General features: G+C 65.9%; 24 protein-coding genes. 9 read left to right on the top strand and 15 right to left on the bottom strand.

Features of this window, described 5'->3' with window-relative positions:
* Positions 1 to 48 precede the first annotated feature (48 nt).
* From JQ566_RS17365 to JQ566_RS17335, 7 genes are all read right to left on the bottom strand, one after another.
* A complete protein-coding gene (locus JQ566_RS17365; protein WP_212373790.1) occupies positions 49 to 555 on the bottom strand; it encodes a hypothetical protein in 507 nt (168 codons plus the stop codon).
* A 57-nt stretch (positions 556 to 612) separates the two neighbouring features.
* Positions 613 to 1,584: a small ribosomal subunit Rsm22 family protein gene (locus JQ566_RS17360; RefSeq protein ID WP_212373788.1), complete on the bottom strand. Its 972-nt coding sequence runs from the start codon at positions 1,582 to 1,584 to the stop codon at positions 613 to 615.
* Positions 1,585 to 1,734: 150 nt separating this feature from the next.
* Entirely contained in the window at positions 1,735 to 5,199 is a 3,465-nt protein-coding gene (gene smc / locus JQ566_RS17355) for a chromosome segregation protein SMC (protein WP_212373786.1), read from the bottom strand.
* A 218-nt stretch (positions 5,200 to 5,417) separates the two neighbouring features.
* A complete protein-coding gene (locus JQ566_RS17350; protein ID WP_212373784.1) occupies positions 5,418 to 6,089 on the bottom strand; it encodes a DsbA family protein in 672 nt (223 codons plus the stop codon).
* A gap of 140 nt (positions 6,090 to 6,229) precedes the next feature.
* Entirely contained in the window at positions 6,230 to 6,727 is a 498-nt protein-coding gene (locus tag JQ566_RS17345; protein ID WP_212373782.1) for a DUF721 domain-containing protein, read from the bottom strand.
* Positions 6,728 to 6,739: 12 nt separating this feature from the next.
* Complete coding sequence (locus tag JQ566_RS17340; protein WP_212373780.1) at positions 6,740 to 7,060, bottom strand: HigA family addiction module antitoxin; 321 nt, start codon at positions 7,058 to 7,060, stop codon at positions 6,740 to 6,742.
* Positions 7,035 to 7,316 (bottom strand): type II toxin-antitoxin system RelE/ParE family toxin, encoded by a 282-nt coding sequence (locus tag JQ566_RS17335; protein ID WP_212373778.1) that lies wholly within the window; start codon positions 7,314 to 7,316, stop codon positions 7,035 to 7,037. The genes JQ566_RS17340 and JQ566_RS17335 overlap by 26 nt, the downstream gene beginning before the upstream one ends.
* A gap of 83 nt (positions 7,317 to 7,399) precedes the next feature.
* On the opposite strand from JQ566_RS17335, the gene mutY reads away from it, so the two are divergent.
* Together mutY and JQ566_RS17325 are read left to right on the top strand one after the other, a co-directional pair.
* Positions 7,400 to 8,500 carry an A/G-specific adenine glycosylase gene (mutY, locus tag JQ566_RS17330; RefSeq protein ID WP_212373776.1) on the top strand — a complete coding sequence of 367 codons (1,101 nt, stop codon included), beginning with the start codon at positions 7,400 to 7,402 and terminating at the stop codon, positions 8,498 to 8,500.
* A gap of 73 nt (positions 8,501 to 8,573) precedes the next feature.
* Positions 8,574 to 8,993, top strand: coding sequence for a PaaI family thioesterase (locus tag JQ566_RS17325; protein WP_212373774.1), 420 nt, complete (start codon positions 8,574 to 8,576; stop codon positions 8,991 to 8,993).
* Between the two features lie 210 nt (positions 8,994 to 9,203).
* On the opposite strand, the gene JQ566_RS17320 is transcribed toward JQ566_RS17325, so the two are convergent.
* The gene (locus JQ566_RS17320; protein WP_212373772.1) at positions 9,204 to 10,481 is read right to left on the bottom strand and encodes a flavin-dependent oxidoreductase; all 1,278 of its coding nucleotides are present in this window, start codon (positions 10,479 to 10,481) and stop codon (positions 9,204 to 9,206) included.
* Positions 10,482 to 10,608: 127 nt separating this feature from the next.
* On the opposite strand from JQ566_RS17320, the gene JQ566_RS17315 reads away from it, so the two are divergent.
* Entirely contained in the window at positions 10,609 to 11,229 is a 621-nt protein-coding gene (locus JQ566_RS17315; protein WP_212373770.1) for a glutathione S-transferase family protein, read from the top strand.
* A 195-nt stretch (positions 11,230 to 11,424) separates the two neighbouring features.
* Here JQ566_RS17315 and JQ566_RS17310 read toward each other — a convergent pair whose 3' ends face one another.
* Positions 11,425 to 12,342 carry a LysR family transcriptional regulator gene (locus JQ566_RS17310; RefSeq protein WP_212373768.1) on the bottom strand — a complete coding sequence of 306 codons (918 nt, stop codon included), beginning with the start codon at positions 12,340 to 12,342 and terminating at the stop codon, positions 11,425 to 11,427.
* A gap of 91 nt (positions 12,343 to 12,433) precedes the next feature.
* Between JQ566_RS17310 and JQ566_RS17305 the strand changes: the two genes are divergently transcribed.
* From JQ566_RS17305 to JQ566_RS17295, 3 genes are all read left to right on the top strand, one after another.
* Positions 12,434 to 12,877, top strand: a complete 444-nt coding sequence (locus JQ566_RS17305; RefSeq protein ID WP_212373767.1) for a nuclear transport factor 2 family protein — start codon at positions 12,434 to 12,436, stop codon at positions 12,875 to 12,877.
* A gap of 50 nt (positions 12,878 to 12,927) precedes the next feature.
* Positions 12,928 to 13,095 (top strand): YjiS-like domain-containing protein, encoded by a 168-nt coding sequence (locus JQ566_RS34870; RefSeq protein WP_212374119.1) that lies wholly within the window; start codon positions 12,928 to 12,930, stop codon positions 13,093 to 13,095.
* Positions 13,096 to 13,384: 289 nt separating this feature from the next.
* Positions 13,385 to 15,394 carry a HAMP domain-containing methyl-accepting chemotaxis protein gene (locus tag JQ566_RS17295; RefSeq protein WP_212373765.1) on the top strand — a complete coding sequence of 670 codons (2,010 nt, stop codon included), beginning with the start codon at positions 13,385 to 13,387 and terminating at the stop codon, positions 15,392 to 15,394.
* 59 nt (positions 15,395 to 15,453) lie between these two features.
* Here the strand turns inward: JQ566_RS17295 and JQ566_RS17290 are convergent, their stop codons facing one another.
* The 3 genes from JQ566_RS17290 to JQ566_RS17280 form a co-directional block, all read right to left on the bottom strand.
* A complete protein-coding gene (locus JQ566_RS17290) occupies positions 15,454 to 16,140 on the bottom strand; it encodes a glutathione S-transferase family protein (RefSeq protein WP_212373763.1) in 687 nt (228 codons plus the stop codon).
* A gap of 127 nt (positions 16,141 to 16,267) precedes the next feature.
* Positions 16,268 to 16,594: a hypothetical protein gene (locus JQ566_RS17285; RefSeq protein ID WP_122404812.1), complete on the bottom strand. Its 327-nt coding sequence runs from the start codon at positions 16,592 to 16,594 to the stop codon at positions 16,268 to 16,270.
* A 191-nt stretch (positions 16,595 to 16,785) separates the two neighbouring features.
* A complete protein-coding gene (locus JQ566_RS17280) occupies positions 16,786 to 17,916 on the bottom strand; it encodes a site-specific DNA-methyltransferase (RefSeq protein WP_212373761.1) in 1,131 nt (376 codons plus the stop codon).
* A gap of 417 nt (positions 17,917 to 18,333) precedes the next feature.
* Between JQ566_RS17280 and ypfJ the strand changes: the two genes are divergently transcribed.
* Positions 18,334 to 19,275, top strand: coding sequence for a KPN_02809 family neutral zinc metallopeptidase (gene ypfJ, locus JQ566_RS17275; RefSeq protein WP_212373759.1), 942 nt, complete (start codon positions 18,334 to 18,336; stop codon positions 19,273 to 19,275).
* Between the two features lie 158 nt (positions 19,276 to 19,433).
* Positions 19,434 to 19,997 (top strand): molybdenum cofactor biosynthesis protein B, encoded by a 564-nt coding sequence (gene moaB, locus JQ566_RS17270; protein WP_212373757.1) that lies wholly within the window; start codon positions 19,434 to 19,436, stop codon positions 19,995 to 19,997.
* A gap of 185 nt (positions 19,998 to 20,182) precedes the next feature.
* Here the strand turns inward: moaB and JQ566_RS17265 are convergent, their stop codons facing one another.
* Both JQ566_RS17265 and JQ566_RS17260 read right to left on the bottom strand, forming a co-directional pair.
* Entirely contained in the window at positions 20,183 to 21,142 is a 960-nt protein-coding gene (locus JQ566_RS17265) for a bifunctional helix-turn-helix transcriptional regulator/GNAT family N-acetyltransferase (RefSeq protein WP_212373755.1), read from the bottom strand.
* Between the two features lie 63 nt (positions 21,143 to 21,205).
* Entirely contained in the window at positions 21,206 to 21,781 is a 576-nt protein-coding gene (locus JQ566_RS17260) for a glycosyltransferase family protein (RefSeq protein ID WP_212373753.1), read from the bottom strand.
* A 323-nt stretch (positions 21,782 to 22,104) separates the two neighbouring features.
* On the opposite strand from JQ566_RS17260, the gene JQ566_RS17255 reads away from it, so the two are divergent.
* On the top strand, positions 22,105 to 22,944 hold the full coding sequence (locus tag JQ566_RS17255; RefSeq protein ID WP_212373751.1) for an RMD1 family protein: 840 nt from the start codon (positions 22,105 to 22,107) through the stop codon (positions 22,942 to 22,944).
* Here the strand turns inward: JQ566_RS17255 and JQ566_RS17250 are convergent.
* The gene (locus JQ566_RS17250) at positions 22,938 to 24,548 is read right to left on the bottom strand and encodes a PEP/pyruvate-binding domain-containing protein (protein WP_212373749.1); all 1,611 of its coding nucleotides are present in this window, start codon (positions 24,546 to 24,548) and stop codon (positions 22,938 to 22,940) included. The genes JQ566_RS17255 and JQ566_RS17250 overlap by 7 nt on opposite strands.
* Position 24,549 lies beyond the last annotated feature (1 nt).

Here is a 24,549-nt window from a genome sequence, read left to right as displayed (position 1 = left end):
CAAAAGCCCCGAACGGGGTTAACTTTCGGCAATGACGGCGGCTGCCGGTTACGCCACGGTATCGAACCTGGGAATGCCGGTGGCATGCACCAGATGCGATACGGCGAGACTGACATCGCGAAACGTCCCGCTCGGCAGGGGAATGGAATATTTCCCACCTTGCTTCAGTTCGACATAGGCACCGTAACTAACTCCGTTCTCGTTGCGGTATTCCATCGTTCCAACCCGGGTGCATTCGTCGAGCGGACAAGCGAATACGATTGTGTTCGGGCGACCGAGCAGGCTTTGCGAAATTGTCAACTTTTGGCCGGTGAGATCGAACTCCACGGTCCAGCGTCGCATGACCGTAAAAAGAAAAATCAATGTCAGGATGGCGAGGACGACAACGCCTCCTGCGGTAGCTCCGGGCGTTGTAACCGTTCCGGTCACGCCATTTGCGAAAACCAACAGGAAGCCGAAGGCAATCACGATCCCGCCGATGGCTGCGCCCAAGCCGGGCTTCGGCGAAACGTATGTGAGCTTGCCGTCCGTGACGGCTGGGTGAGGCTCGATCATAAGGCGATCGTAGCCCAACGTTGGCGAGAGTTGTAGCCTGCCTCAATCTCAGATGAATCAGCCTGCCGTATCGCCCCATCGCCAGCGCCGGGCGTCGGCATAGGCAGCCTTGTCGCGCCGCGGGATTTTCGTCAGCGCGACACCTTCCTCGGTGCAGAGCTTCGCCGCGATCTCGGCCTTGCCGACATCCGGCGGCGCCAGCACGCGCGCGGCGCGCGTTGCCGGTGACGTGCGGGTGAGGGCGACGTAGATGAAGCGCTCGTCCTCGAACGGCACCTCGGCGCCCTTGATCTGGCGGTGCGCCTGCGAGCGCGGCAGGCGTTGGGAGAAATGGCACCAGTCGGGCGCGATGAGCGGGCAGGGCCCTTCGTGCGGGCAGGGCGCGGCGACATAAGCACCCGCTGCGATCAACTGCTGGCGCAACGCGAGGATCCGGGCGTAGCCGGCGGGCGTGCCGGGCTCGATCACGACCAGCGCGTGGCGCGCCTTCGCCCACATGGCTTCCGCAAGCTTACGTTGATCGCTCTCGCCGAGCTCGCCGATGACGTAGCTGGCGACGACGAGATCGGCTTGCGAGACCTCGGCCAGGTTCGCGCCGGCGTCGCCAGGCAGATAGCGGCACTCCGCCAATCGCGTGCTGTCGCGAGCGAGTTCGAGCGCGAGCCGGCTCAGGGTGGCGTTGGCGTCGAGCAGGGTGAAGTCCTGGAGTGACGGAAACGCCTCCGCTGCGGCCCAGCTTGCGGTGCCCGGGCCAGCGCCGACGTCGAGCAGCGTTTCCGGGGCGAGGCTTGGTGCGATCTCAATCAGCGCGTTCAGGCTTGCGGCGACGGCCGCGTAGGTCGCCGGCATGCGCGCCAGCGCGTAGGCGAGGGCATCGGCTTCCGACTTGATCGTGCCGGAGCCCCCACCAGCGCGATAGGTGGTCGAGATTTTCTGGGAGCGCTGCGCAGCGTCGGTGCGCGAGAAGCCCTGGAGCTTGCCGTCGAGGGCGGCTTTCAGTTCGGCAGGGAGGGTGGGTGAGATCTGCATCCGCGGTCATGCCCCGCGCAGGCGGGGCATCCAGTACTCCGTGACAGTGCCGTCAACCGAGAAGCTGCGGCGTACTGGATCATCCGCTCCAGTGCGCAATTTGCGCACAAGGCGGATGATGACGTCAATGGGTGTGGCGCGACCGAGCTATCACGCCACGTTCTGATCGAGAATGTCCACCGCCTCGGCCAGGCTCACCGATACCAGCTGCGACACGCCGCGCTCGGCCATGGTGACGCCGAACAGCCGGTTCATCCGCGCCATCGTGATCGGGTTGTGCGTGATGATGATGAAGCGCGTGTCGGTCGAGCCGGTCATCTCGTGCAAGAGGTTGCAATAGCGTTCGACGTTGTGGTCGTCGAGCGGTGCGTCGACTTCGTCCAGCACGCAGATCGGCGAGGGGTTGGTGAGGAACACCGCGAAGATCAGCGCCATCGCCGTCAGCGCCTGCTCGCCGCCCGAGAGCAGCGACAGCGTCTGCGGCTTCTTGCCGGGCGGCTTGGCGATGATCTCCAGACCGGCTTCCAGCGGGTCGTCGCTCTCGATCAGATGCAGCGCGGCCTCGCCGCCGCCGAACAGCTCCACGAACAGGCGCTTGAAGTGGTTGTTGACGACCTCGAACGAGGTCAGCAGCCGCTCGCGCGCCTCCTTGTTGAGGCTCTGGATACCCTGGCGCAGCCGCTTGATGGCTTCGACCAGGTCGTCACGCTCGGTGACGAGGCCGGTATGCTGGGTCTCGACCTCGCGCAGCTCTTCCTCGGCGCGCAGGTTGACGGCGCCGAGGCGCTCGCGGTCGCGGCGCATCTTTTCGAGGTCTTCCTCAATGTCGTGCAGCGGCGGAAGCTCCGCGCCGGGCTCGATCTCGGCAAGTCCGGCCACGGCCTCCGGCTCGACCTCGAGCATGTCGCGGATCTCGCGCTCGATGTCCTCGAGCCGGCGCCGCGCGCCCTCCATGCGTTCCTCGGCACGGGCGGTGGTCTCGCGGGCGCTCGACAGCGCTTCGAGCGTCAGCTTGGCGACGCGATCGGTCTCCGCCATCGCGCTTTCCGCGGTGGCGAGCGCGTCGGCGGCCATGCGGCGGTCGTTCTCGGCGTATTCGATCTCGGTGATCAGCGCGCTGCGCTTTTCGGCGAACACGGCGGGGGCGTTCTCGAGCTCGCCGCGCTCGATGGTGAGCTCGGCGATGCGGGCCTGGATGGTGTCGATATGGGAGGCCGCGCTCTCCTTGCGGTTCTGCCACTCGGTGCGCTCGGCGAGGATCGCCTGCACGCGGCGGTCGGCGAGCTCGGCCTCGCGCGCCAGCGCCTGCGCCTCGGCGCGGACCTGCGCGGCCATGCGGCGGTGGCCCTCGATGTCGCTGCGGACGGCGGCGAGCTGGGTCTCGGTGTCCTCGCTCGACGGCAGCTCGGAGATCCCGGCTGCGGCATATTCGTAGGCGGCCTCGGCTTCGGCACGGTCGGCGGCGAGGCGGCTGTGCGCTTCCGACAGCGTCGCCTTGCGCGCGGCATGGCGGCTGATCTCGCGCTCGGCGGTGGCATGGCGCTCACGCGCGACGTTGAGCTCGCGCTGCGCGGCGCGCCAGGCTTCGCGGCTGGCACCTTCGGTGCTGGCCGCCATCTGCAGCTCGGACTCGGCGTTCTCCAGCGCCTGGCGCTTGATCTGCGCGTCGATGCGGGCTTGCTCCAGCTCGTTCTCGATGTCGACGAGACGGGCGCGCTCGGCGAGGCGGCGGGCGGCGCCGGTCGGCGCGTGAGCCGCGGCGACGAAGCCGTCCCAGCGCCAGACGTCGCCTTCGGGCGACACCAGACGCTGGCCGGTCTTGAGCTGCGAGACCAGCTCGGCGCCGCGCTCGCGCGGCACCACGCCGATCTGCGCCAGGCGGCGCGCCAGCTCGGCCGGCGCCTGCACGTGGTTGGCGAGCGGCACGGCGCCGTCGGGCAGCTCGGGATCGCCCTCGGTGTGTCCGACATTGGTCCAGCGCATCGGCGCCGACGGATCGATCGGCGCGTCGAGATCGTCGCCGAGCGCGGCGCCGATCGCTTTTTCAAAGCCCTTGTCGACGGTGATGCCGTCGATGATCGGCGGCCACAGATTCTTGGTTTCGCCGTTGACGATCTTGGAGATCGTACGCGCCTCGGTATCGAGCCGCTGCACGCGCTTGTCCGCCTCGACCAGCGGCGAGCGCGAGGATTCCAGCGTCTGGCGTGCCGCGACATGCGCAGCTTCGCTCGCCTGCGCGGCGGCTTCGGAAGCTGCCAGCGTCTGCTCGGCGGTCTCGACCAGCGCGGTCAGCTCGTCGAGATCGCCGAAGCCGCCGGTCTCCTGCGCGAGCTTCTGCTCTTCCGCGGCGACGTTCGCGATCTCCTGGTCGAGCCGGGCGAGCTTGTCGCGGTGGGTGCGGACATTGGCCTCGAGCTGGTTGCGCTTGGCGGTGAGATCGGCGAGCGCGGTGGTGAGCTCGGCGAAGCGCTGCTCGGTTTCGGTCAGCACCGCTTCGGCTTCCGCGACGCGTTCGTCGACGCCGGAGCGCTTCTCGACGCGGGACTTGATCTCTTCCTTCAGCTCGGCGTCTTCAGTGTCGAGCCGCTGCAGCGCGACGTCGGCGTCCATAGTTTGTTGCTGAGCACGGGAAATGTCGCCTTCGAACTGGGCGAGGCGGCGCTCGAGCTCGGCGACGCGCTCCTTGGCGCGCTCTTCCTCGCGGTCAAGCAGCTCGCGGGCATTGGTCAGGCGCTGCAGGCCGGCCGCGGCGCGCGCTTCGGCATCGCGCAGCGCCGGCATTTCGGCGGCGCGGATCGCCTGGATGCGGGCGGCCTCGGCCTGGTGCTGGGTGCGCTCGGCCATCTCGCGCACGGCGAGATCGTGCGTCTGCCCGGATTCGTTGACGTCGGCATGGGCACCGATCCAGCGCAGATGGAACAGCGTGGCTTCGGCCTTGCGGACCTTGGCGGCGACCTCGCGGTAGCGCACGGCCTGGCGGGCCTGCTTCTTCAGGCCTTCCATCTGGCCGGAGAGCTGGCCGATCACGTCCTCGACGCGGGTGAGGTTGGTTTCGGCCGCCTTCAGCCGCAGCTCGGCCTCGTGACGGCGGGCGTGCAGGCCGGCGACGCCGGCGGCGTCTTCCAGCACGCGGCGGCGCTGCTCGGGCTTGGCCTGGATGATCTCGCCGATCTTGCCCTGGTGGACGAGGGCCGGCGAACGCGCGCCGGTGGCGGCGTCGGCGAACAGGATTTGCACGTCGCGGGCGCGCACGTCGCGGCCGTTGATGCGATAGACCGAGCCGGCCTCGCGCTCGATGCGGCGGGAGACCTCCAGCAGCTGGCTGTCGTTCATCGCCGCCGGTGCGGTGCGATCGGCATTGTCGATCGTCATCGTCACTTCGGCGTGGTTGCGCGCGGGACGGTTGCCGGAGCCGGCGAAGATCACCGCATCCATGTCGGCGGCGCGCAGCGATTTGTAGGACGTTTCACCCATCGCCCAGCGCAGCGCCTCGACGAGATTCGACTTGCCGCAGCCGTTGGGTCCGACCACGCCGGTCAGGCCGGGCTCGATGACGAAGTCCGTGGGCTCAACGAAGGACTTGAAGCCGTGAAGTCGCAGGCGGGTGATTTTCATAAGCACGCATCTCTGTTGGCAGGCGCGAATCCCCCTGCCGGGACAATACCATGGAAGGCAATGTCGCTATCCGGGGCGAGTCGCGCGAGGCGCCTCATGCGGCTGGACAATGGCCGCGGTGCGCCGCGAGGGCAACCGGCGAAAGCCGCTTTTCCCAAGGGATTTATGCCGGGAAAGATACGGCTTTCGAGATGCGAATCAGGATCTTGACGAGCGAATCAGCTCTTCAGCAGCGGGTTGATCTTCTTGGCGAACTCCTCGAACGAGGCCTCGCCCTTGATCTTCTCGCCGTTGATGAAGAAGGTCGGCGTCGAATCCACCTTCAACACGTCGCTGGCATATTTCTGGTCGGCGGCGATCTTGTCGAGCAGCGCCTGGTCCTTCAGGCAGGCCTCGACCTGCTGCTGGGTGAGGCCGGCCTGCTTGCCGATCCGCGTCAGGGTCTCGGTGGTGTTCTTCACCACCCAGTCGTTCTGCTGGCGGAACAGCATATCTGTGACGGCGAAGTATTTCGGCGCGTCGTCCTTGGCGATGCAGCGCGACAGCATCGAGCCTGCGGCGGCTTTGATGTCCAGCGGGAACTCGCGGAAGATGTAACGCACCTTGCCGGTGTCGATGTATTCCTTCTTGATCTTCGGGAACACCTGCTCGTTGAAGGCGGCGCAGTGCGGGCAGGTCATCGAGGCGTATTCGGTGATGGTGACGGCGGCGTCCTTCGGGCCGAGCGCCATGTCGGGCAGCGACACCGGCTTGGCGACATCGGCGGCCGACTGCGCCATTGCTTCAGGGATCATGGCGTCAGAGATGAACCGCAGCGGCGAGAGCCCGGCGACCGCGGCAAGCCCGGTCAGCGACAGCATCGTGGTGAAGGCGCGGCGGGTGATGATCAAGGTCGGCTCCCGGGATTGGCAAGGTTCGCCCAAAGGATCGGGTCAAGGTTCCCGCTCGGACGGCCTGTCGCTAGCTTGAAACGCCGTTTGAGGCAATGGCGAGCCGCAGGGACGGCTCCAGTTTGGCCGGGGAATGAGGCTCAATTTCGCTTGATGGCGGCCCCCAGCCGCGCCAGCGCCGCCTTGAGCTCGTCATCTTCGATGCCACCCAGGCTCTCCGCCACCTTGGCGACGCTCTTGGGGTCCGGCGGGCCGGGCCGCACCCGGCGCCGGACGCGCGACAGAGGAGCCTGGCGGAAGGCGAGCTTGCCGACCGCGCTCCAGCCGAAGAAGCGGTTGACCCGCTCCAGGATCACGTCGGCCGAGTGCTGGATCTCCAGCGCCATCGGCCCCTCGACCCGCAGCACCAGGGTCGCCGGCTCCTGCGGCTGGCCCTCCACCGGACGCGGCCATTGCATCTTGAGCGGCTCGGCATGGGCCGCGATCTCGGGCCCCGCAATATGCGCCCACCGCGTCACCAGCTCGCGCGCGGCAAAGCCCTGCTTGGCATAGGCCTCCGCAAAGACGTCGTTGAGCAGGATCGACAGCGGCTTGGCGCTGATGGGGCCGGGCTTGAAGATGGGACCTGATTTGGACATGGGCCGTGTCCGTTAGGCCGCCGCGCGAGGCCGGATGGCCTTGAGGTCGCGATCAATCTCACGCCGCCGCTGCATCAGATCGTAGTCCATCTGGAGCCCTAGGAAAAAGCCCTCCGACAGACCAAAATAGCGGGCGAGCCGCAGGTCGGTGTCGGCCGTGATGTCGCGTTTGCCGAGGACGATCTCGTTGATTCGTCGCGGCGGCACACGCACGGCCCGCGCCAGCGCGTTCTGGCTGAGCTCCATCGGCCTCAAAAACTCCTCCAGCAGGATCTCGCCGGGATGGGGATTGCGGAGGAGCCCATTCCTAGTGGTAGTCGACGATTTCGACATCTCTCGGTCCTCCTTCATCCCACACAAAACAGATGCGCCACTGATCGTTGATCCGGATCGAGTGCTGACCTTCGCGGTCGGCTTTGAGGGCTTCCAGCCGGTTGCCCGGAGGAACCTTGAGATCAGCCAACACCCGTGCCTGGTTCAACAAGCGCAGTTTTCGCAAAGCCACATTCTGGATGTCGGGCGGCAGTTTTCGACTTCGCCGGCCGGACCAGATCAACTCTGTCTCGGAGTTGGCGAAGCTCTGGATCATGTCTGTGTATAACGCAAGGCGTTATAGGGCGCAACGGCCCGGTCCCGCTGGCCACGGGCGTAGTCCTCCTCTAGTAAAGGCGGATGCCCACCACGACCGCGCTCAAGAAGGAACGAAGCTCGGCGGCGAGCACTTCATCGGCTCGCCCGACACTCCTGCTCGCCTGGTACGACCGCCACCGCCGCCGCCTGCCCTGGCGCGCGGCGCCCGGCGAGGCGTCTGACCCCTACCGTGTCTGGCTCTCGGAGATCATGCTCCAACAGACCACGGTGAAGGCGGTCGGCCCCTATTTCGAAAAGTTCGTCGTGCGCTGGCCCGACGTCACGGCGCTCGGGCGGGCTTCGCTGGATGACGTGCTGCGGATGTGGGCCGGGCTCGGCTATTACTCGCGCGCACGAAATCTCCATGCCTGCGCTGTCGCGGTGACGCGCGAGCATGGCGGCGTCTTTCCCGATACGGTGGAGGGCTTGCGCGCGCTGCCGGGGATCGGGCCCTACACGGCGGCGGCGATCGCCGCGATCGCCTTCGATCGCCGCACCATGCCGGTCGACGGCAATATCGAACGGGTGGTGTCGCGGCTCTTTGCTGTTGAAGAAGAACTTCCGCAGGCAAAACCTCTGATCCAGCAACTGGCGGCGACGCTGTTGGCGGACTCCCGCGCCGGCGACAGTGCGCAGGCCCTGATGGATTTGGGCGCCTCGATCTGCACGCCGAAGAAGCCGGCCTGCTCGTTGTGCCCGCTGAACGAGGATTGCACGGCGCGCGCGCAAGGCACCCAGGAGACGTTCCCGCGCAAGGCGCCGAAAAAGAGCGGCACGTTGCGGCGCGGCGCCGCCTTTGTGGTCACGCGTGGCGACGAGCTGCTCGTCCGCTCGAGGCCCGAAAAGGGCCTGCTCGGCGGCATGACGGAGGTGCCGGGCTCGGATTGGCTCGCCGATCAGGACGACGCAAGGGCAAAGCAGCAGGCGCCGGAGCTGAAGGGGCTGTCGCGCTGGCAGCGCAAGGTGGGCGTGGTCACCCACGTCTTCACGCATTTTCCGCTGGAGCTGGTGGTCTACACCGCGAAGGCCGAAGCCCGCACCCGCGCGCCCGAGGGCATGCGTTGGGTGCCGATCGCAACCCTGGCCGGCGAAGCGCTGCCCAATGTCATGCGCAAGGTGATCGCGCACGCGCTGGATCTTTGATCGGGTTTCCAACCTCCTGACAGTACGCTGGCAGCAGCGTTACGTTATCGGCGTGCGATACGGAGGCTCCCCGATGGTCACGACCGCGCTCGACAACTTTCGAAGGCCGCCCTGCGCCGAGCTGCTGGGATGGCGCCTGCTCGATGCCCGCCCGCAAGAGGGCTGGATCAAGCTCGGCTTCGAAGGCAGGCCGGAGTTCTGCAATCCGGCAGGTTTCATCCAGGGCGGCATGCTTTCGGCCATGCTCGACGACACCATGGGCCCGGCGGTGCTGGTGATGAGCGAAGGCCGGCTCTACACCACCACCATCAGCATGACCGTGAATTTTTTGGCACCAGCAAAGCCCGGCCCGATCATCGGTGAAGCGAAGGTGACGCAACTAGGCAAGACCATCGCCTTCGTCGAAGCCAAGCTGATGGCGGAGGATGGTACCGTGCTGGCGACGGCAAGCGCGAGCGAGCGATTGCTGGAGGCGGCGAGGGTGGTGAAGTAAGGCGGGCACCGCTCTCTCGCTCCCTCGCCCCGTTCTTACGGGGCCGCGACGAGCTTCGCTCGCGCTGAGAGGGTGGGGTGAGGGGCCTCTCTCAACACGGGAGGTCCACGAGAGACCTGTACCCCCTCACCCGGATTGCATCTTCGATGCAATCCGACCTCTCCCCGCAGGCGGGGAGAGGTGAACAGGAGGCCGCGGCTCGATGTGTGGCTAACTCACCCGCGTCGCATCCTTGCTCACAATCGGCGGCTTCGCGTTCAGCGCCTCGACCTGGAATCCCGCGACGCGCTTGTAGTTGGCGGCGATGTCTTCCAGCTCCTGCTGCGACAAGACGTCGGTGACGACTTTGTAGCCGTCAGGCGCGCGCTCCTCGACGAGTTGCATCACCTGCTCGGGGCCGTTCTTGCGGTTGAGCAGCACGAGGTCGGTGGTCGCCGGCCTCCGCTCGGCTTCATAGGCGAGCAGCGCCGCTTGCGTCGGGCCGTGCGCGAGGATCTCGCGCGTGATCACGCGGGCATCGAGGATCGCCTGCGAGGCGCCGTTCGAGCCGACCGGGTACATCGGATGCGCGGCATCGCCCATCAGCGTGACGCGGCCGAAGGTCCATTGCGAGACCGGATCGCGGTCGACCAGCGGATATTCATAGGCGTGCGGGCAGTTCCTGATCAGGCCGGGGACGTCGAGCCAGTCGAACTGCCAGCTCTCGAACCAGGGCAGGAACTCCTCAAGCCGCGCCGTGCGGTTATAGTCCTCGCGACGCCACTGATAGGTCGGCGGCATGTGGCGCTCCGCGACCCAGTTGATGAGGTGGTTGCCGTTTGCATCCGGCTCTTTCGAGATCGGATAGCAGACGAATTTCAGGATCTCGTGGCCGGCCATGATCATGGTGCGGCCGGTCAGGAAGGCCTTTGCCGGCGTGACGCCGCGCCAGAGGATGCGGCCGTTCCAGATCGGCGGGCCTTCATTGGGATAGAGTTTTTCTCGCACGGCGGAATGGATGCCGTCGGCGGCGATCAGGATCGCGCCGTCGTAGCTGCCTGCGGCTTTGCCGGTCGCCTTGTCGATGAAGTCGGCGCGCATGCCGTTCGCCGTCTCGGTCCAGCCGGTCAGGTGATGGCTGGTGAGGATATTCTCGCGGCCGAGCCGCTCGATCGCGGCATCGAGCAGGAGCTGCTGCAGCGTGCCGCGATGGATCGAGAATTGCGGCCATTTGTAGCCGGCTTCCAACCCGCGCGGCTCGCTCCAGATCGGCTTGCCGTGCTTGGAGAAATAGGCGAGCTCGCGGGTCCGCACGCCGCTGGCATCGAGCTTGTCCATCAAGCCGAGCTCGATCAGCTCGCGCACCGCATGCGGCAGCACGTTGATGCCGACGCCGAGCGGCTTCAGCTCCGCGACGCTCTCGAACACTTTCACGGGAACGCCGATTTGATGCAGGCTGAGCGCAAGGGTCAGCCCGCCGATGCCGCCACCGGCGATGAGTACCGTCATGAGAAACCCCTCCAATTGCAGGCGTCTTGGCACAACTGGGCGGAGGTGGGCAACTGCGAAGAGGACGGTGTGCTATGGACCTTGGGGTCGACAGCCGCTATTTTCCAGCTTTCCCATGAGGTCCGACATGCTCAAGCTCTACTACGCCACCGGCACCTGCGCGCTCGCCACCTACATCACCCTGGAGGAGGCCGGCGCCGACTACGCGGCCGAACGGCTGAGCTTCAAGGACAACCAGCAGACCAGCCCGGACTATCTCGCCATCAACCCGAAGGGCCGGGTGCCGGCGCTGGTCACCGACCGCGGCGTCCTGACCGAGACGCCGGCGATGCTGGCCTACATCGCGCAAGTCTTCCCCAAGGCGAAGCTCGCGCCGCTCGACGATCCCTTCGACTTCGCCCATGTGCAGTCGTTCAACTCCTATCTCTGCTCGACCGTGCACATCAACCACGCCCACAAGATGCGCGGCGCGCGCTGGGCGACGCAGGAGAGCTCGTTCGCCGACATGAAGGCGATGGTGCCGAAGACCATGGCCGCCTGCTTCAAGCTCATCGAGCAGAAGATGTTCAAGGGGCCGTGGGTCATGGGCGATCAGTTCACGATCTGCGATCCCTATCTCTACACGCTCTCGACCTGGCTCGAAGGCGACAGCGTCGACATCAATGCGACGCCGAAGATCGCCGATCACTTCAAGCGCATGTCGGATCGGCCCGCGGTGGCAAAGGTCATGGCCGCGCAGAAGGCGTAACTAAACGCGGTGTCGTCCCGGGCAAGCGTCAGCGCAGACCCGGGACCCATACCGCGGAATCTATCGATCGCGCTCGGTAGCAGTACCGAACGACCAGTCTTCGCCAAAGTACGTCCTGTGGCTATGGGTCCCGGATCGGCGCGCGCTTGGGGCGCGCTTGTCCGGGACGACACTGTGCTTGTTGAGGCTGTAGACTCATCCAGCCCTCCGCTTCTCCAATTCCCGCCCCGTCTCCAGCATCAGCCGCCGCAGCCAGATCGAGCCCGGGTCCATCTGGGCCCGCGTCGGATGGAACATGAACTGCTCGTCGATCCCGGGGTCGAGCGGAGGGGCCACGGTGACGAGGCCGAGCTGCTTCGACAGCGCGGCGATCAGCCGGCGCGGCACGAAGGCGACGAGATCGGTTCGCGCGGCGACGTGCAGCGCTTCGAGATAGCCTGACACGACCAGCGCGATGTGCCGCTCGATGCCCTTCGTGCGGAGCCAGGTGTCGATCAGATCCTCATTGTTGCCGCGGATGATCACCCCGACATGGCGTGCGGCCAGGAACGTTTCGCGTCGTTTCAGCTTCGCGGCCGTTGGATGGCCGCGCCGCACAGCCAGAGCGTCGCTGTCGGTGTAGAGCAGCTGGCGGTGAAATCCCTTGAAGGCATTGCCGATCGAGATCACGAGGTCGACGGTGCGGGCGAACTCGGCGTGGAAGATCGCAGGTCCCCGCCACGGCACCACGTCGATGCGGACGTTGGGGGCGAGGCGCGTCACCTTCTCCATCAATGGCGGCATCAACAGCTCGACCGCGAGATCGGGCATCATCAGGCGGAACTGCCGCTCGCTGCGTGCGGCATCGAAATCGCCAGGCACGAACAGCCCGCGGACCTGGTCGAGCGCCTGCGCCAGCGGCGCGCGCAGGGCCTGCGCCCGCGGCGTCAGCTCCATCCGCGCGCCGGTGCGCACCAAAAGCGGATCGCCCAGAATGTCGCGCAGGCGCTGCAGGGCGTGGCTCGCCGCCGGCTGCGACAGGCCCATCCTCATCGCGGCGCGGCTGACATTGGCCTCGCGCAGCAGCGCGTCGAGCGCGGTCAGTAGATTGAGGTCAAGGGAATTCAAATTCATAAGACGAATATATATCATATCAACTATCGATTTGAAGAATGCCGATCGGCCGGCGATGATCTTCGCGATGTCACACCACGGAGATGCCGCCATGAGCGCGACCGCCAACAAGAAACTGATGCAGGATATCTTTGCCGCCGCCGCCAATCCCGATCCGGCCGCGCGCGATCGCGCGCTGTTCAGCGCCAGTCTTGCCGAAGACGCCAAATGGATCGTGACCGGGCAGTATTCCTGGTCCCGCACCTTTTCGGGCAAGGAGGCGATCCTCAACGACCTGCACGGCTATGTGCGCACGCGCTTGCGCGACCGCACGCGAACAATCGCTCACCGCTTCATCGCCGACGGCGACATCGTCGTGGTGGAGGCCAAGGGCGACAACGTCACGCCCGAAGGCGTGCGCTACGACAACGACTACTGCCTGGTGTTCCGTCTCGCCGACGGCAGGATCAAGGAGATCAGGGAGTACTGTGACTCGATCCTGACCGAGAGGGCGCTCGGTCCTTTTCCGCAGGCATCGGCGAGGGCTGCGAGCTGAGTGGATTGCGCGTCGCGTCCGCCGGCCGACTTCATCGGGCCGAGCCGGCGATGGTCGTGCGGGCCTGGCGGGCGCTGGTCGAGATGGTCCGTATCAGGCGCGAACGGTCCCGGGCCCGGGATCAACTCGCCGCCATGAGCGAGCGGGAGCTTCTGGACTGCGGGATGACCAGGGCGGAGATCACGTACGAGCTGCACAAGCCCCGCTGGCGGAAATAGAAGGTCGAGGGTCACGGTCCGGCATCATTCGGGCAACGCATGCATCGCTCTGCATGCCGCTCCGCATTCGCACGCGAACTTTGCATAGCTGCCGATAAAAGCAGCAGATTTTGTGCGGGCCGGTCTGGCCCGCGCGAAAAATTGGAAGGTTCAATTAAGGAGTGTCCCCCATTGTGTCGCGGTGCAGCGTGGGTCGCCAGGGCGCGGCGTGCGGCTGCCGGAGTGGCCGTGACGATCGCCGGAGTTGTCCGGCCCCTCGAATTCACATGCATCTGGGTGGACAGTGGGAATGCCGAAATTTCGTTTGCGGATCAGGGGACGCCTGTACGCAGGCTTCATGGCCCTGGTGGCGGTCGGTCTCGTGATGGCAGTGGTTGCCGTCTGGAATTTGCGGGACGTGCAGGATCAGGTCGCAAGACAATCCGCTCTCTCGGACAGCACGGCGCGGGTGCTGGAAATATCAGCCCATCTGCAGGCGATCCAGCGGGCCAACGTGCGCTACGTCTACGACGCCAACGAGCCTGCGATGAAGGAGGCGCAAGAGCGGGAGACCGCGGCGACCGAGCTGCTGCGGGTCGGCGCGCAGGGGACGCTCTCCGAGGAGCGGCGAGCGCTCTACAATGGCCTGATCGACGACATCGCCAGAATGCGACGCCTGCGTGACAATCTCGGCGACGCCGTCAACGAGGCGAGAACGGGCAAGGCGACGCTGCTGCCCAGCGGGGAGGAGCTGGCCGTCAAGATGGGCAAGCTGGTCGATACAGCGCGGGCTGCCGTCGACGAAGACACCGCGGCCCTGGTCGCAGACCTCGAATCCAGAATCCTTCTTGTTCGGGTCGCAAACTGGCGTTTCCTGGCGGTGCGTGACATCCAGGGGCCTGCGAATTTCAGGGCGAGTGTGGACAGAGCAGCGCAACGGCTCGCAGCGCTCGAAAAGAGCCCGCAGGCGACGGAGTTGCGAGCCACGCTCGCGCCGGTGAAGGCCTCGCTGGGAATCTACAAATCGGCGTTCGAGACGACGTCCGCCGCGATGCTTCAGGCCGACGAGATCTACCATAAGAACCTCGCGCCCATCATCGTCGACAGCATCGGCAAGCTCAAGGTCGCGGAAGCGACCCTGAAGAAGGACTACCGGGACTCGCGCAACAATGCCGAAGCCGTGATCGCCGGCACGACGACCGTTCAGGAGGTCGCGGGCGGTCTTGCGATCCTGTTCGGCGGCATCGTGGCCTTCCTGATCGCCCGCAGCATCGTCGGTCCCCTGACCTCGATGACGCACGCGATGGGGCGGCTTGCCGGCGGCAATCTCGAGGTCGAGATTCCCGGCGGCGGCAGGTCCGACGAGATCGGCGACATGGCCAAGGCGATCCAGGTGTTCAAGGACAACATGATCGAGACCGAGCGCATGCGCGCCGAGCAGGCCGAGCTCGAGGCGCGGCAGGCCGAAAGTCGCAAGGAAGACATGGTCAGGCTTGCCGACCAATTCGAGCAGGCGGTCGGTGAGATCGTCAACACGGTGTCGTCGGCGTCGAACGAGCTCGAAGCCTCCGCAGGCACTTTGACCACGACCGCCGCGCGGGCCCAGGACCTCTCGACGGAGGTCGCCAGCGCGTCGCAGGAGGCCTCGGCCAATGTGCAGGCGGTCGCCTCGGCGACCGAGGAACTCTCCTCCTCGGTATCCGAGATTGCCCGTCAGGTGCAGGAGTCCGCCCGCATCGCGGGCGAGGCCGTCGGTCAGGCGAGCAGGACCAACGAGCGCGTCGGCGCGCTCTCCAAGGCCGCCGCGCGGATCGGTGACGTGGTCGAGCTGATCAGCACCATCGCCGGCCAGACCAACCTGCTGGCGCTGAACGCGACCATCGAGGCGGCGCGGGCGGGCGAGGCCGGCCGCGGCTTTGCGGTGGTCGCCTCCGAGGTCAAGGCGCTCGCCGAGCAGACGTCGAAGGCCACCGGCGAGATCGCCCAGCAGGTCTCCAGCATCCAGGCAGCGACGGAGGAGTCGGTCGGCTCGATCAGGGAGATCAGCGGCACCATCGAGCGGCTGTCGGAGATTTCGTCGACGGTCGCCGCCGCCGTGGAGCAGCAGGGCGCGGCGACGCAAGAGATCTCCCGCAACGTCCAGCAGGCGGCCCAAGGCACGCAGCTCGTGTCGTCCAACATCGGCGACGTGCAGCGCGGCGCCTCCGAGACCGGATCGGCTTCTTCGCAGGTGCTGTCAGCGGCGCGCTCGCTCTCGGCCGACAGCAGCCGCCTCAAGCTCGAGGTGGCCAAGTTCCTGAGTTCGGTCCACGCCGCCTAAAGTCTCGAACGCAAAAGGCCACGCGCATGCGCGTGGCCTCGAAGAGCGGCGCGGCGCGATCAGGCCACTTTGGTCGTCATGTGCCTGAACATGTTGCTGCGCGCTTCGTCGTCCATCTCGGCCTTGAAGGTGAACTTGTCCTTCAGGGCGATGGCGCGCGCCGCCGCCGGGCGCGCCGAGATCTCGTCGACGAGCCGCTTCACATTCGGGTATCGCGCAAAGGCGTCGTCGCCGAGCTTGAACGGCACCATCCGCGCCCAGCCCCACAACGCCATGTCGACGATCGAATAGCTGTCACCGACCATGTAGCGGTGGCCTTCGAGGTGACCGTCGAGAATCTTGTAGTGGCGATCGGTCTCGTACTGGTAGCGGTTATGGGCGTAGTCGTGGTTCTGGTCCTTCGGCGCAAAATGCTTGAAGTGCACGGCCTGGCCCGAATAGGGCCCGACGCCGGTGGCGATGAACATCAGCCAGGACAGCATCTCGCCGCGCACGCCGGCGGCGGGCAGGAATTTGCCGGTCTTCTCGGCGAGATAGAGCAGGATGGCGTTCGAGTCGAACACGATGGCGCCGTTGTCGTCGATGGCCGGCACCTTGCCGTTCGGATTGATCTTGAGGAACTCCGGCGTGAACTGCTCGCCCTTGCGGGTGTCGACCGCGACCGGCTCAAAGGGCAGGCCGGACTCTTCCAGATAAAGCGCGACCTTGGTCGGATTCGGCGATCCGTTGAAATAGAATTTGAGCATCACTCATCTCCCCGGTGTCTGTTGCCGCGTGCGGACGCGGCGTCGTTGGGCGGGCCTTGTCTTGCCTGAACCCGTTGCGGGAGAGCAACCGGCGAGTTTGCCGGGCGGTGTCTGCGTGTGGCGCAGATCAGGCGGCGTAACAGAGGCCGATTGCCGCCGTAATGACCATGGCCGTGCCCACGGCCTCCAGCCGCAGGCCGAGCCGTGCGGCGAGATGCATGTCCGAGGCCCGCGCCGCGCGCTCCGATCCGCGCGCGTAGCCGTGAACGATGACGTCGTGGTTGAAATTGTCGTGCGCCTCGTTGCTGCTGGCGAGCCCGACGCAGATCACGAGCACGCCGAACAGCGCCAGGCCGAAAAATCCCAGCAGCGCGATCAGGAACATCGGAAACATGCCGACCAGGAAGATCGGCAGCAGCGGCACCAGCAGCAATGTCTCGGACTGTCGTCGCATGGAGCAGGCCGGTCAGGACGGGGCTGATCGATCGAATCTAGTCCTGGCTGCCGCCTCATTCAAGCACCACTGCTGTCATTCCGGGGCGCGCCTCTTGGCGCGAGCCCGGAATCCATTGGGCCGCAAGTCCTGTGGTTGGATGGATTCCGGGCTCGCGCTTCGCGAGCCCCGGAATGACTTAGGAGAGGAAACTACTCCGTCCCCATACCCGCACGGATCTCGGCACGCAGCTCGTCGATCAGCTTGAGACCCTTCTTGGTCTCGACGTGCCAGAAGGTCCAGCCGTTGCAGGCCTGCGCGCCTTGCGCCACCGCGCCGATGCGGTGGATCGAGCCGACCTTGTCGCCCAGCATGATGGCGCCGTCGGCACGGACCAGCGCGCCTAGCTTCCTCTTGGCGTCGAACAGTTTCGTGCCGGGCATGATCATGCCGCGCTCGATCAGCTCGGAGAACGCAACGCGCGGTGCCTCGCGCGCGGTCATGAACGGGGCGAGGCTCTGTTCCGGCAGCGGCTCGACCGCGGCGATGCGCGCCTCGGCCGCCTTGGCGTAGGTCTTGTCGCGCTCGAAGCCGATATAGGAGCGGCCGAGACGCTTGGCGACCGCGCCGGTGGTGCCGGTGCCGTTGAAGGGGTCGATCACGAGATCGCCGGGCTTGGATGACGACAGCAGCACGCGTGCGAGCAGGCCCTCCGGCTTCTGCGTCGGATGCACTTTCTTGCCGTCGGCGCCCTTGAGGCGCTCCTCGCCGGTGCAGAGCGGGATCAGCCAGTCGGACCGCGCCTGCACGTCCTCGTTGGCGGCCTTCAGCGCCTCGTAGTTGAACGTGTAGCCCTTGGCTTTCTCGTCGCGCGCGGCCCAGATCATGGTCTCGTGCGCGTTGGTGAAGCGGCGGCCGCGGAAATTCGGCATCGGGTTGGTCTTGCGCCAGACGATGTCGTTCAGGAGCCAGAAGCCGAGGTCCTGCATGATCGCGCCGACGCGGAAGATGTTGTGATAGGAGCCGATCACCCAGATCGTCGCCGACGGCTTCATCGCGCGGCGGGCGGCGAGCAGCCAGGCGCGGGTGAAATCGTCGTAGGCCGAGAATGAATCGAACTTGTCCCAGTCGTCGTTGACGGCGTCGACATGGGATTCGTCGGGGCGCTTGAGATCGCCCTTGAGCTGGAGATTGTAGGGCGGATCTGCGAACACCAGATCGACGCTGCCTGACTGAAGCTTCGACATCTCGGCGACGCAATCGCCGAGAATGATGCGATGCGAAGGAGACTCGAAGTTTGTGCGGGGCGCCCTTGCAGACGCCCCGCGACGCGACTCTACCATGACTCAAGAACTCTGACTCAGGCGACGCTGTCGGCGACGCGGGACCAAACAACCGACTGGCCGTTACATTGAAGCGGCAAAGTAAAAAACGACTTAACCCGCCGCTTTCGTGAGCAGCCCTCGCCTTGCCGGTTGTGCGAACGTTGTTGTGCGCATTCGCCGTGTTTTGCAGTGTATTTCGCGTTTGCTCGGCTCGTGGCAGCAATCATGGCTGCAAAAAGGCTGCAAATTTCTCTCGGAAAAAATTGCTCGGCCCTCGGAAAAAATTGCTGGCATCGACATGCTGTCGCACTAGGCAATTTTTGCCGGCCACGATATTGATAAACGCAACGGAAATTTTACGTGTGTGGCGCGTTGAGCTTTCGCACTATGGTGCGCCGTCGAAACTGAATCAGGGATCCCCAAGGGAAGGCCGCCATGCGTTACGATGACTTCCGCCGCAGCGACGACATCGAGGATCGTCGCGATGAAGGTGGTGGCTTGGGCGGCGGAGGAGGAGGCGGGTTCGGCCTGCCGATGGGCGGCGGCGGGCTCGGCATCGGCACCATCATCATACTCGGCCTGGTCGGCTACGCCTTTGGTATCGATCCGCGCATCCTGATCGGCGGCGCCGAGATCCTCACCGGAGGCGGTCATGCACCGACCTACCAGACCGATCGCCAGGCGTCCTCGGGCAAGCGCGGCGCGCCGACCGACGAGATGGGCAGCATGATCTCCGGCATCCTCGGCGAGATCGACGATCGCTGGAGCGAGATCTTCCAGGCCAATGGCCAGACCTATACCGGTCCCAAGATCGTGCTGTTCCGCAATGCCACCAATGGCGGACGCTGCGGCATGGCGCAGTCGGCCATGGGGCCGTTCTATTGTCCGCCTGACCGGACCATCTTTCTCGACACCGCCTTCTTCCGCGAGGTCGAGACGCGCTTTCGCGGCTGCTCCGGCAAGTCGGCGTGCAATTTCACCACCGCCTACATCATTGCGCATGAAGCCGGCCATCACATCCAGAACCTGCTCGGCATCATTCCGCGCGTCACGCGGCTGCAGCAACAGGTCGGCTCGAAGGCCGAGGCGAACGCGCTTCAGGTGAAGGTCGAGTTGCAGGCGGATTGTCTCTCCGGCGTCTGGGTCAATCGCGAGGCGAAGAAGCGGCCGAACTTCCTCGAGCCCGGCGACATCGACGCCGCGCTGACCACGGCGAGCGCCATCGGCGACGACACGCTGCAGCGCCAGGCCACGGGGCGCGTCGTGCCGGACTCCTTCACCCACGGCTCGGCGGCGCAGCGCAAGCAGTGGTTCATGACCGGCTACAAGCAGGGCACGGTCCAGGCTTGCAACACGTTCGGCGCGGGAGCGTTGTAGCGAAGGCTTCGCGCCCCGGACGCAGTGCAGCGCTTCTTCAGCGGTGCGCTGCGGAGCCGGGGCCCACAATGCCGGTCTCACAAGTCTCTAAAGTGGGTCCCGGCTCTGCGGCGCGGCGCTGATGCGCCGCACCTTGTCCGGGACACGAAAGACGCAACATGGCCTCCATCGACGAAACAAAGCAGTTCATCCCGCTCAACATCGCGGTGCTCACCGTGTCCGACACGCGCGCGCTTGCGGATGACAAGTCCGGACAGACTCTGGTCGACCGTCTCACTGCTGCGGGCCATCATCTCGCCGCGCGCGAGATCGTCACCGATGACATCGAGGCGATCCGCGCCGTCATCCGCCGCTGGATTGCCGATAGCGGCATCGACGTCGTCATCACCACCGGCGGCACCGGCTTTACGGGACGCGACGTCACGCCGGAGGCGATCGAGCCGCTGTTCGAGAAGCGCATGGACGGTTTCTCGATCGCGTTCCACATGCTGAGCCACGCCAAGATCGGGACGTCGACGATCCAGAGCCGCGCCACCGCCGGCGTCGCCGGCGCGACCTACATCTTCTGCCTGCCGGGTTCGCCCGGCGCCTGCCGCGACGGCTGGGACGGGATCCTCGCAGCCCAGCTCGACTACCGCACGCGCCCCTGCAATTTCGTCGAGATCATGCCACGGCTGGACGAGCATTTGCGCCGGCCGAAAGCGCAAGGCGCGACGGTGTGAGCGCAGATGTCGCCGCGATCGCATCTGCGGTCTCGTAGGGTGGGCAAAGCGAAGCGTGCCCACCATTTCTGTCGCGGTGTTGGATCGGTGGTGGGCACGGCGCAAGTGCGCCTTTGCCCACCCTACGATTCCTGATTCGCGAAGACATACCTCGCACATTCATTCGCATCGCGCCCGCAGCGAGATCAGAGATCCAGCTCCCACGTCTCCCCGACCAGGTCGGCACCGAAGCTGTGGTGCTTCTCTTCCTTCACGAGCTTGAAACCTGCGCTTTGATAGATGCCGCGCGCGGCAACCAGGATGCTCTGCGTCCACAGCGTCATCTTGCTGTAGCCCCGCTCGCGTGCGCCTTGGATGCATTGCTCGACCAGCGCGCGGCCGACGCCGAGCCCCCGTGCTTTCTTCTCCACCAGCAACAGGCGCAGCTTGGCGATCTCGTCGGTGGCCTTGACCAGAAAGATCGAGCCGACCGGCTCGCCGCCCGCTTCCGCGATCCAGCAGTGCTCGCGCGCGGCGTCGTAGTTCCTGATGAACTGCGCGCAGATATCGGCGACCAGCGCCTCGTAGCTGATATCCCAGTTGTACTCCGCGGCATAGGCGGCGGCCTGCCGGGAGATGACCCAGCCCATGTCACCCACGCGATGACTGCGCAGCATGAAAGCCGCGGGCCGGCATCGGCGTTGCTCCAGCACGGCCTCGATGGTCGCCATGGCCTGCGTGAGCCGCGTCGCATCGCCGGGCGAGAGCTGAGCCAGCATCGCGGCGACCTCGTTCTGCGAGTTCAGGTTCAGCTTGGCGAAAGCCTGGCGGCCCTTGGCGGTGAGGCCGAGCTGGTATTGCCTGCGATCCGCGGGCAGGGGCTTTCGCGTGATCAGCCCCTTTTCGTCGAAGCTCTGGACGATGCGGCTGAGATAGCCGGGGTCGAGACCAAGCTCGTTTCCGATCTCTTTTGCCGCAAGGTCGTCGCGATGCGCGAGTTCATAGAGCACGCGCGCCTCGCTGAGCGAAAACGGGCTCTTGCCAAGGTGCTGGTCGAGCACGCCGAGCTTGCGGGTATAGAAGCGGTTGAAGGCGCGGACCGCTGCGATGTGGTCGTCGGCGACCTGTTCGGCCACAGGGCTTGATGGCGAAGATCTGGATAGCATGGGATCACCTCGATACTTGCCATTGTCAATTAGTTGTTTGACGTTGGCAAGTATCTCGGCGCTTCAGCCGACCATGACGATCCGGCTGCGCAGCATTGTCCGGGACGACCGGCCGAGCCGCCGGAGCAGCCGCGCTTCTGAATGGCGGGCGTGGGGTGGGTAGCCGCCGAGCCGGTCGTAATGATCGCGGGCGATCAACAGCCCCTGATCGCCGAGCGGACCGACGAGCCTGCGCGCCACGGCCCAGAGGACGTCGCGCAATGCGGTATTTACGTAAGGCGAGCGCGCATAGCGGAACACCGCCGCACGATCCCGGCCGCTGGTGGCGACGGCCTGGATGAACTGGGTGGTTTCCTCGATCCAGCCGGTCTCCAGCACGGCGCCTGCAGGCAGGAACATCAGCCATGGCGATCGGGCCTGAAGCGCGCCGGCGGCGAGCGCAGCGCCTTGCGAAGATCCCTCGAACCCGATGAAACGGCAGCCTGCGACGTCGGCAACGCGCTCGATGACGCCGTTGCCAGTGCCGTCGACCAGCAGCACCTCCCGGATCACGCCGGCGGCGGCGCCGGGGACCAGCGCGGCGAGGGTTGCGACCGCCGTCTGCTCGACACCTTCGGTCGGAATGATGACGCTCAGCATGATTGAGGCTTCAGTGTCTGCACTTCGGGAGAAGCGTAGTTTTATATGATGTTGTCATAAACCCGTAGCGTTGCCGAGTGCAACTTTCCGGCGGCGCTTCGGCATGCGATGGTAAACCGCAGCCAGTCATCGCAGCCAAATGTGTCATGTGCGGGCTGGAAATATTGCCGAATGTTTCGGCACAAGCTCATCCCGGCGGTATTAACTCGAAGCTTCTTGGACATTTCGCTGCGCACGGGCAGTCGGTCCCTCTCAGACGAGGATGCAGCTTGCAACATGGGTCGAACGAAGATGTGTGATCTTGGTCCCGGGAGAGGCCTCACATGAACGCCGATCAACTCGCCGTCGGCGCGGCGCCAGCGTCGCCGAAGCAGGGGACTGCGCCGACCTTGCGGATCCGGGCGCTGATGCTGGGCGACCGCATCAATGCTTCTAGCCTGGAGATCGGCACGCTGGTCTCCTCGACGCCGGCCGCCTTCCGCGTCCATGCCGGCCTTGCCGTGATCTTTCGCTACGGCGTCGTCGTGCTGATCGGGCTGCTTCCGTCCGAGGAGAAGGTTCTGATCGACAACCTGAAGTCGCGTGTGACCGGAGAGCTCAGCCCGTACGAGGAGGAGATCGCGCAGGCGCAGCTCTGCAACGAAGAAGCCGCCGAGACGATCCAGCCGGGCGGGCCGATCTGCCTCGCCAAATTCTCCGACGACCGGCTGCTGCTGGTTGCGGATGCGCTCGCCAAGAGCACGTCGCTGGCGCGTGACGAGCGCCGCGTCGCCGCGGTGTTCGATGTCATCGAGCCGTTTGCACGGGAGCTCGCCGAGCACGGTCGTACGCCGCGCCGGCGCACGGGCATTCTGCAATTGATCGGCAATGCGCTGCTGGTGCAGCAGCGCGTCGCCGGCCGCGTCGCGGTCGCCGAGAAGCCCGACGTGCTCTGGGAGAAGCCCGAGCTCGATCGGCTCTATTCCCGTCTCGAGGACGAGTACGAGTTGAAGGAGCGCCTCGACACGCTCGAGCGCAAGCTCACCGCGGTATCGGAGACTGCCAATGCACTGACCGACATCATCGATACCCAGCGCTCGCTGCGCCTGGAGATTGCGGTCGTGGTACTCATCGTGATCGAGGTCGTGATCGGGTGTTTCCAGATCCTGACGGGCACTCACTGAGGCGCGGTGGCGTGCCTGCCATGTCGGCCGGATTGCGCCTGCCAGGCCGCGATCTCGGCAAGCTCGGCTTCGGGCCGTGTCCGGATCGTCTCGCAGCGTCCAAGATAGAGCTCTCCGGCGTCGCCCTCGATCGTAATCCATTCGCCTTCGGCAAGTGCGAGATTGCCGAGCTGAGCCCGCGTCGCGGCAGGATCGATCTTCAACTCACGGCAGCCGACCACGCAGGGCTTGCCCATCTGCCGCGCCACCAAGGCGGCATGCGAGGTGCGCGCGCCGACCGACGTGACGATGCCGGTGGCAAGCGCGAAGCCTGCAACGTCGGCGGTGCTGGTATCGGGACGCAGCAGGATGACCGGCTCGCCCGCCGCCGAGAGGCGCTGGGCGCTTTCGGACGAGAACGCCGCCCGTCCGATCCCGATGCCGCCGGAGGCGCCGATGCCGGTCGTCGCGGGCGTGCCCGGAGCAACCAATCTGGTTTCGTCGAGCGAAGCGAGGTCGATCTCCGCAATCCGTCCCAATGCCTCGTCTTTCGAGATCAGGCCTTCATGCACGAGGTCGATCGCGATCCTGGCGGCGGCCCGCGGTGTGCGCTTCGCCGTCCGGGTCTGGAGGATCCAGAGCCTGCCGTTCTCGACCGTGAACTCGACGTCCTGGACATCGGCGAACGCGTGCTCGAGTCGCCTCAGGACATCGCCAAGCTCCGATTCGAGCTTCGGCAGCTCGCGGGCGATCGCCTCGGCCGTATCGGGCGCGCGTCGTCCGGAAACGACGTCTTCGCCCTGCGCATCGAGGACGAGGTCGATCATCGGGCGCGGCGCGCCCGTCGAGGGATCGCGCGAGAAGGCCACGCCCGCGCCGGAGGAAAGACCGCCATTGCCGAAGACCATCGCCTGCACGGTCACGGCGGTGCCCTCGAGCGCTTCGAGGTGCTGGAGGTTTCGATAAGTCATCGCACGCTCGCTCATCCAGGAGCGATAGACCGCGTGGGCCGCCGCCTCCAGCTGCGCGAAGGCGTCCTCCAGCAGGCCATCGGCGCGATCCTCGATCAGCGCCTGCTCGCGGCTGGCGAGCCGCTCGAGCGCTTCGCTGTCGAGCTCGCGGTCACTGCGGGCATCTTCGGCTGCGACGAGCTCCGCGATGCATCCGGCAAAGGCGGCCTGGTCGAGCTCGAGCACGGTCTCGCCGAAGCTCTCCAGGAAGCGCCGCCGGCAATCCCAGGCGAGCCGCGGCCGGCCGGTCGCACGGATCAGGCCGTGGACGGCGTCTAGCGTGCAGCCGACGTTGAGAACGGTGTCGAGCATGCCCGGCATCGATCGCGCCGCACCCGAGCGAACCGAGACCAGCAGCGGCTGCCGCCGGTCCCCGAAGCGCTTTCCGGTGGCGCTCTCCAGGAACGAGATTCCCTCCTTCAAGCCATCGCGCAGATGCCGCGTGGCGTGCGCATGGCCGGCGATGATTTCGGCGCAGAGCTTGACCGGGAGCACGAAGGCAGGCGGCACCGGCAGGCCCAGCGCCGCGATGCGGGCGAGATTGGCGGCCTTGGCGCCGATCTCGTCGGCGGGCCGCAATTCGGCGGCGTCTGCGTCGATACGCACGATATGCATG

The organism is Bradyrhizobium sp. SZCCT0231 (genome assembly GCF_018130245.1).
Taxonomy (GTDB): domain Bacteria; phylum Pseudomonadota; class Alphaproteobacteria; order Rhizobiales; family Xanthobacteraceae; genus Bradyrhizobium; species Bradyrhizobium japonicum_F.
The sequence above is the reverse complement of the archived record's forward strand: the minus strand, read 5'-3'. Positions and strand labels throughout refer to the sequence as shown.

What these genes read in the sequence shown, in the direction of transcription:
- JQ566_RS17365 (WP_212373790.1), bottom strand. Translation starts at nt 555, where the DNA reads ATGATCGAGCCTCACCCAGCCGTCACGGACGGCAAGCTCACATACGTT.
- JQ566_RS17360 (WP_212373788.1), bottom strand. Translation starts at nt 1,584, where the DNA reads ATGCAGATCTCACCCACCCTCCCTGCCGAACTGAAAGCCGCCCTCGAC.
- smc (WP_212373786.1), bottom strand. Translation starts at nt 5,199, where the DNA reads ATGAAAATCACCCGCCTGCGACTTCACGGCTTCAAGTCCTTCGTTGAG.
- JQ566_RS17345 (WP_212373782.1), bottom strand. Translation starts at nt 6,727, where the DNA reads ATGTCCAAATCAGGTCCCATCTTCAAGCCCGGCCCCATCAGCGCCAAG.
- JQ566_RS17340 (WP_212373780.1), bottom strand. Translation starts at nt 7,060, where the DNA reads ATGTCGAAATCGTCGACTACCACTAGGAATGGGCTCCTCCGCAATCCC.
- JQ566_RS17335 (WP_212373778.1), bottom strand. Translation starts at nt 7,316, where the DNA reads ATGATCCAGAGCTTCGCCAACTCCGAGACAGAGTTGATCTGGTCCGGC.
- mutY (WP_212373776.1), top strand. Translation starts at nt 7,400, where the DNA reads ATGCCCACCACGACCGCGCTCAAGAAGGAACGAAGCTCGGCGGCGAGC.
- JQ566_RS17325 (WP_212373774.1), top strand. Translation starts at nt 8,574, where the DNA reads ATGGTCACGACCGCGCTCGACAACTTTCGAAGGCCGCCCTGCGCCGAG.
- JQ566_RS17320 (WP_212373772.1), bottom strand. Translation starts at nt 10,481, where the DNA reads ATGACGGTACTCATCGCCGGTGGCGGCATCGGCGGGCTGACCCTTGCG.
- JQ566_RS17315 (WP_212373770.1), top strand. Translation starts at nt 10,609, where the DNA reads ATGCTCAAGCTCTACTACGCCACCGGCACCTGCGCGCTCGCCACCTAC.
- JQ566_RS17310 (WP_212373768.1), bottom strand. Translation starts at nt 12,342, where the DNA reads ATGAATTTGAATTCCCTTGACCTCAATCTACTGACCGCGCTCGACGCG.
- JQ566_RS17305 (WP_212373767.1), top strand. Translation starts at nt 12,434, where the DNA reads ATGAGCGCGACCGCCAACAAGAAACTGATGCAGGATATCTTTGCCGCC.
- JQ566_RS34870 (WP_212374119.1), top strand. Translation starts at nt 12,928, where the DNA reads ATGGTCGTGCGGGCCTGGCGGGCGCTGGTCGAGATGGTCCGTATCAGG.
- JQ566_RS17295 (WP_212373765.1), top strand. Translation starts at nt 13,385, where the DNA reads ATGCCGAAATTTCGTTTGCGGATCAGGGGACGCCTGTACGCAGGCTTC.
- JQ566_RS17290 (WP_212373763.1), bottom strand. Translation starts at nt 16,140, where the DNA reads ATGCTCAAATTCTATTTCAACGGATCGCCGAATCCGACCAAGGTCGCG.
- JQ566_RS17285 (WP_122404812.1), bottom strand. Translation starts at nt 16,594, where the DNA reads ATGCGACGACAGTCCGAGACATTGCTGCTGGTGCCGCTGCTGCCGATC.
- JQ566_RS17280 (WP_212373761.1), bottom strand. Translation starts at nt 17,916, where the DNA reads ATGGTAGAGTCGCGTCGCGGGGCGTCTGCAAGGGCGCCCCGCACAAAC.
- ypfJ (WP_212373759.1), top strand. Translation starts at nt 18,334, where the DNA reads ATGCGTTACGATGACTTCCGCCGCAGCGACGACATCGAGGATCGTCGC.
- moaB (WP_212373757.1), top strand. Translation starts at nt 19,434, where the DNA reads ATGGCCTCCATCGACGAAACAAAGCAGTTCATCCCGCTCAACATCGCG.
- JQ566_RS17265 (WP_212373755.1), bottom strand. Translation starts at nt 21,142, where the DNA reads ATGCTATCCAGATCTTCGCCATCAAGCCCTGTGGCCGAACAGGTCGCC.
- JQ566_RS17260 (WP_212373753.1), bottom strand. Translation starts at nt 21,781, where the DNA reads ATGCTGAGCGTCATCATTCCGACCGAAGGTGTCGAGCAGACGGCGGTC.
- JQ566_RS17255 (WP_212373751.1), top strand. Translation starts at nt 22,105, where the DNA reads ATGAACGCCGATCAACTCGCCGTCGGCGCGGCGCCAGCGTCGCCGAAG.
- JQ566_RS17250 (WP_212373749.1), bottom strand. Translation starts at nt 24,548, where the DNA reads ATGCATATCGTGCGTATCGACGCAGACGCCGCCGAATTGCGGCCCGCC.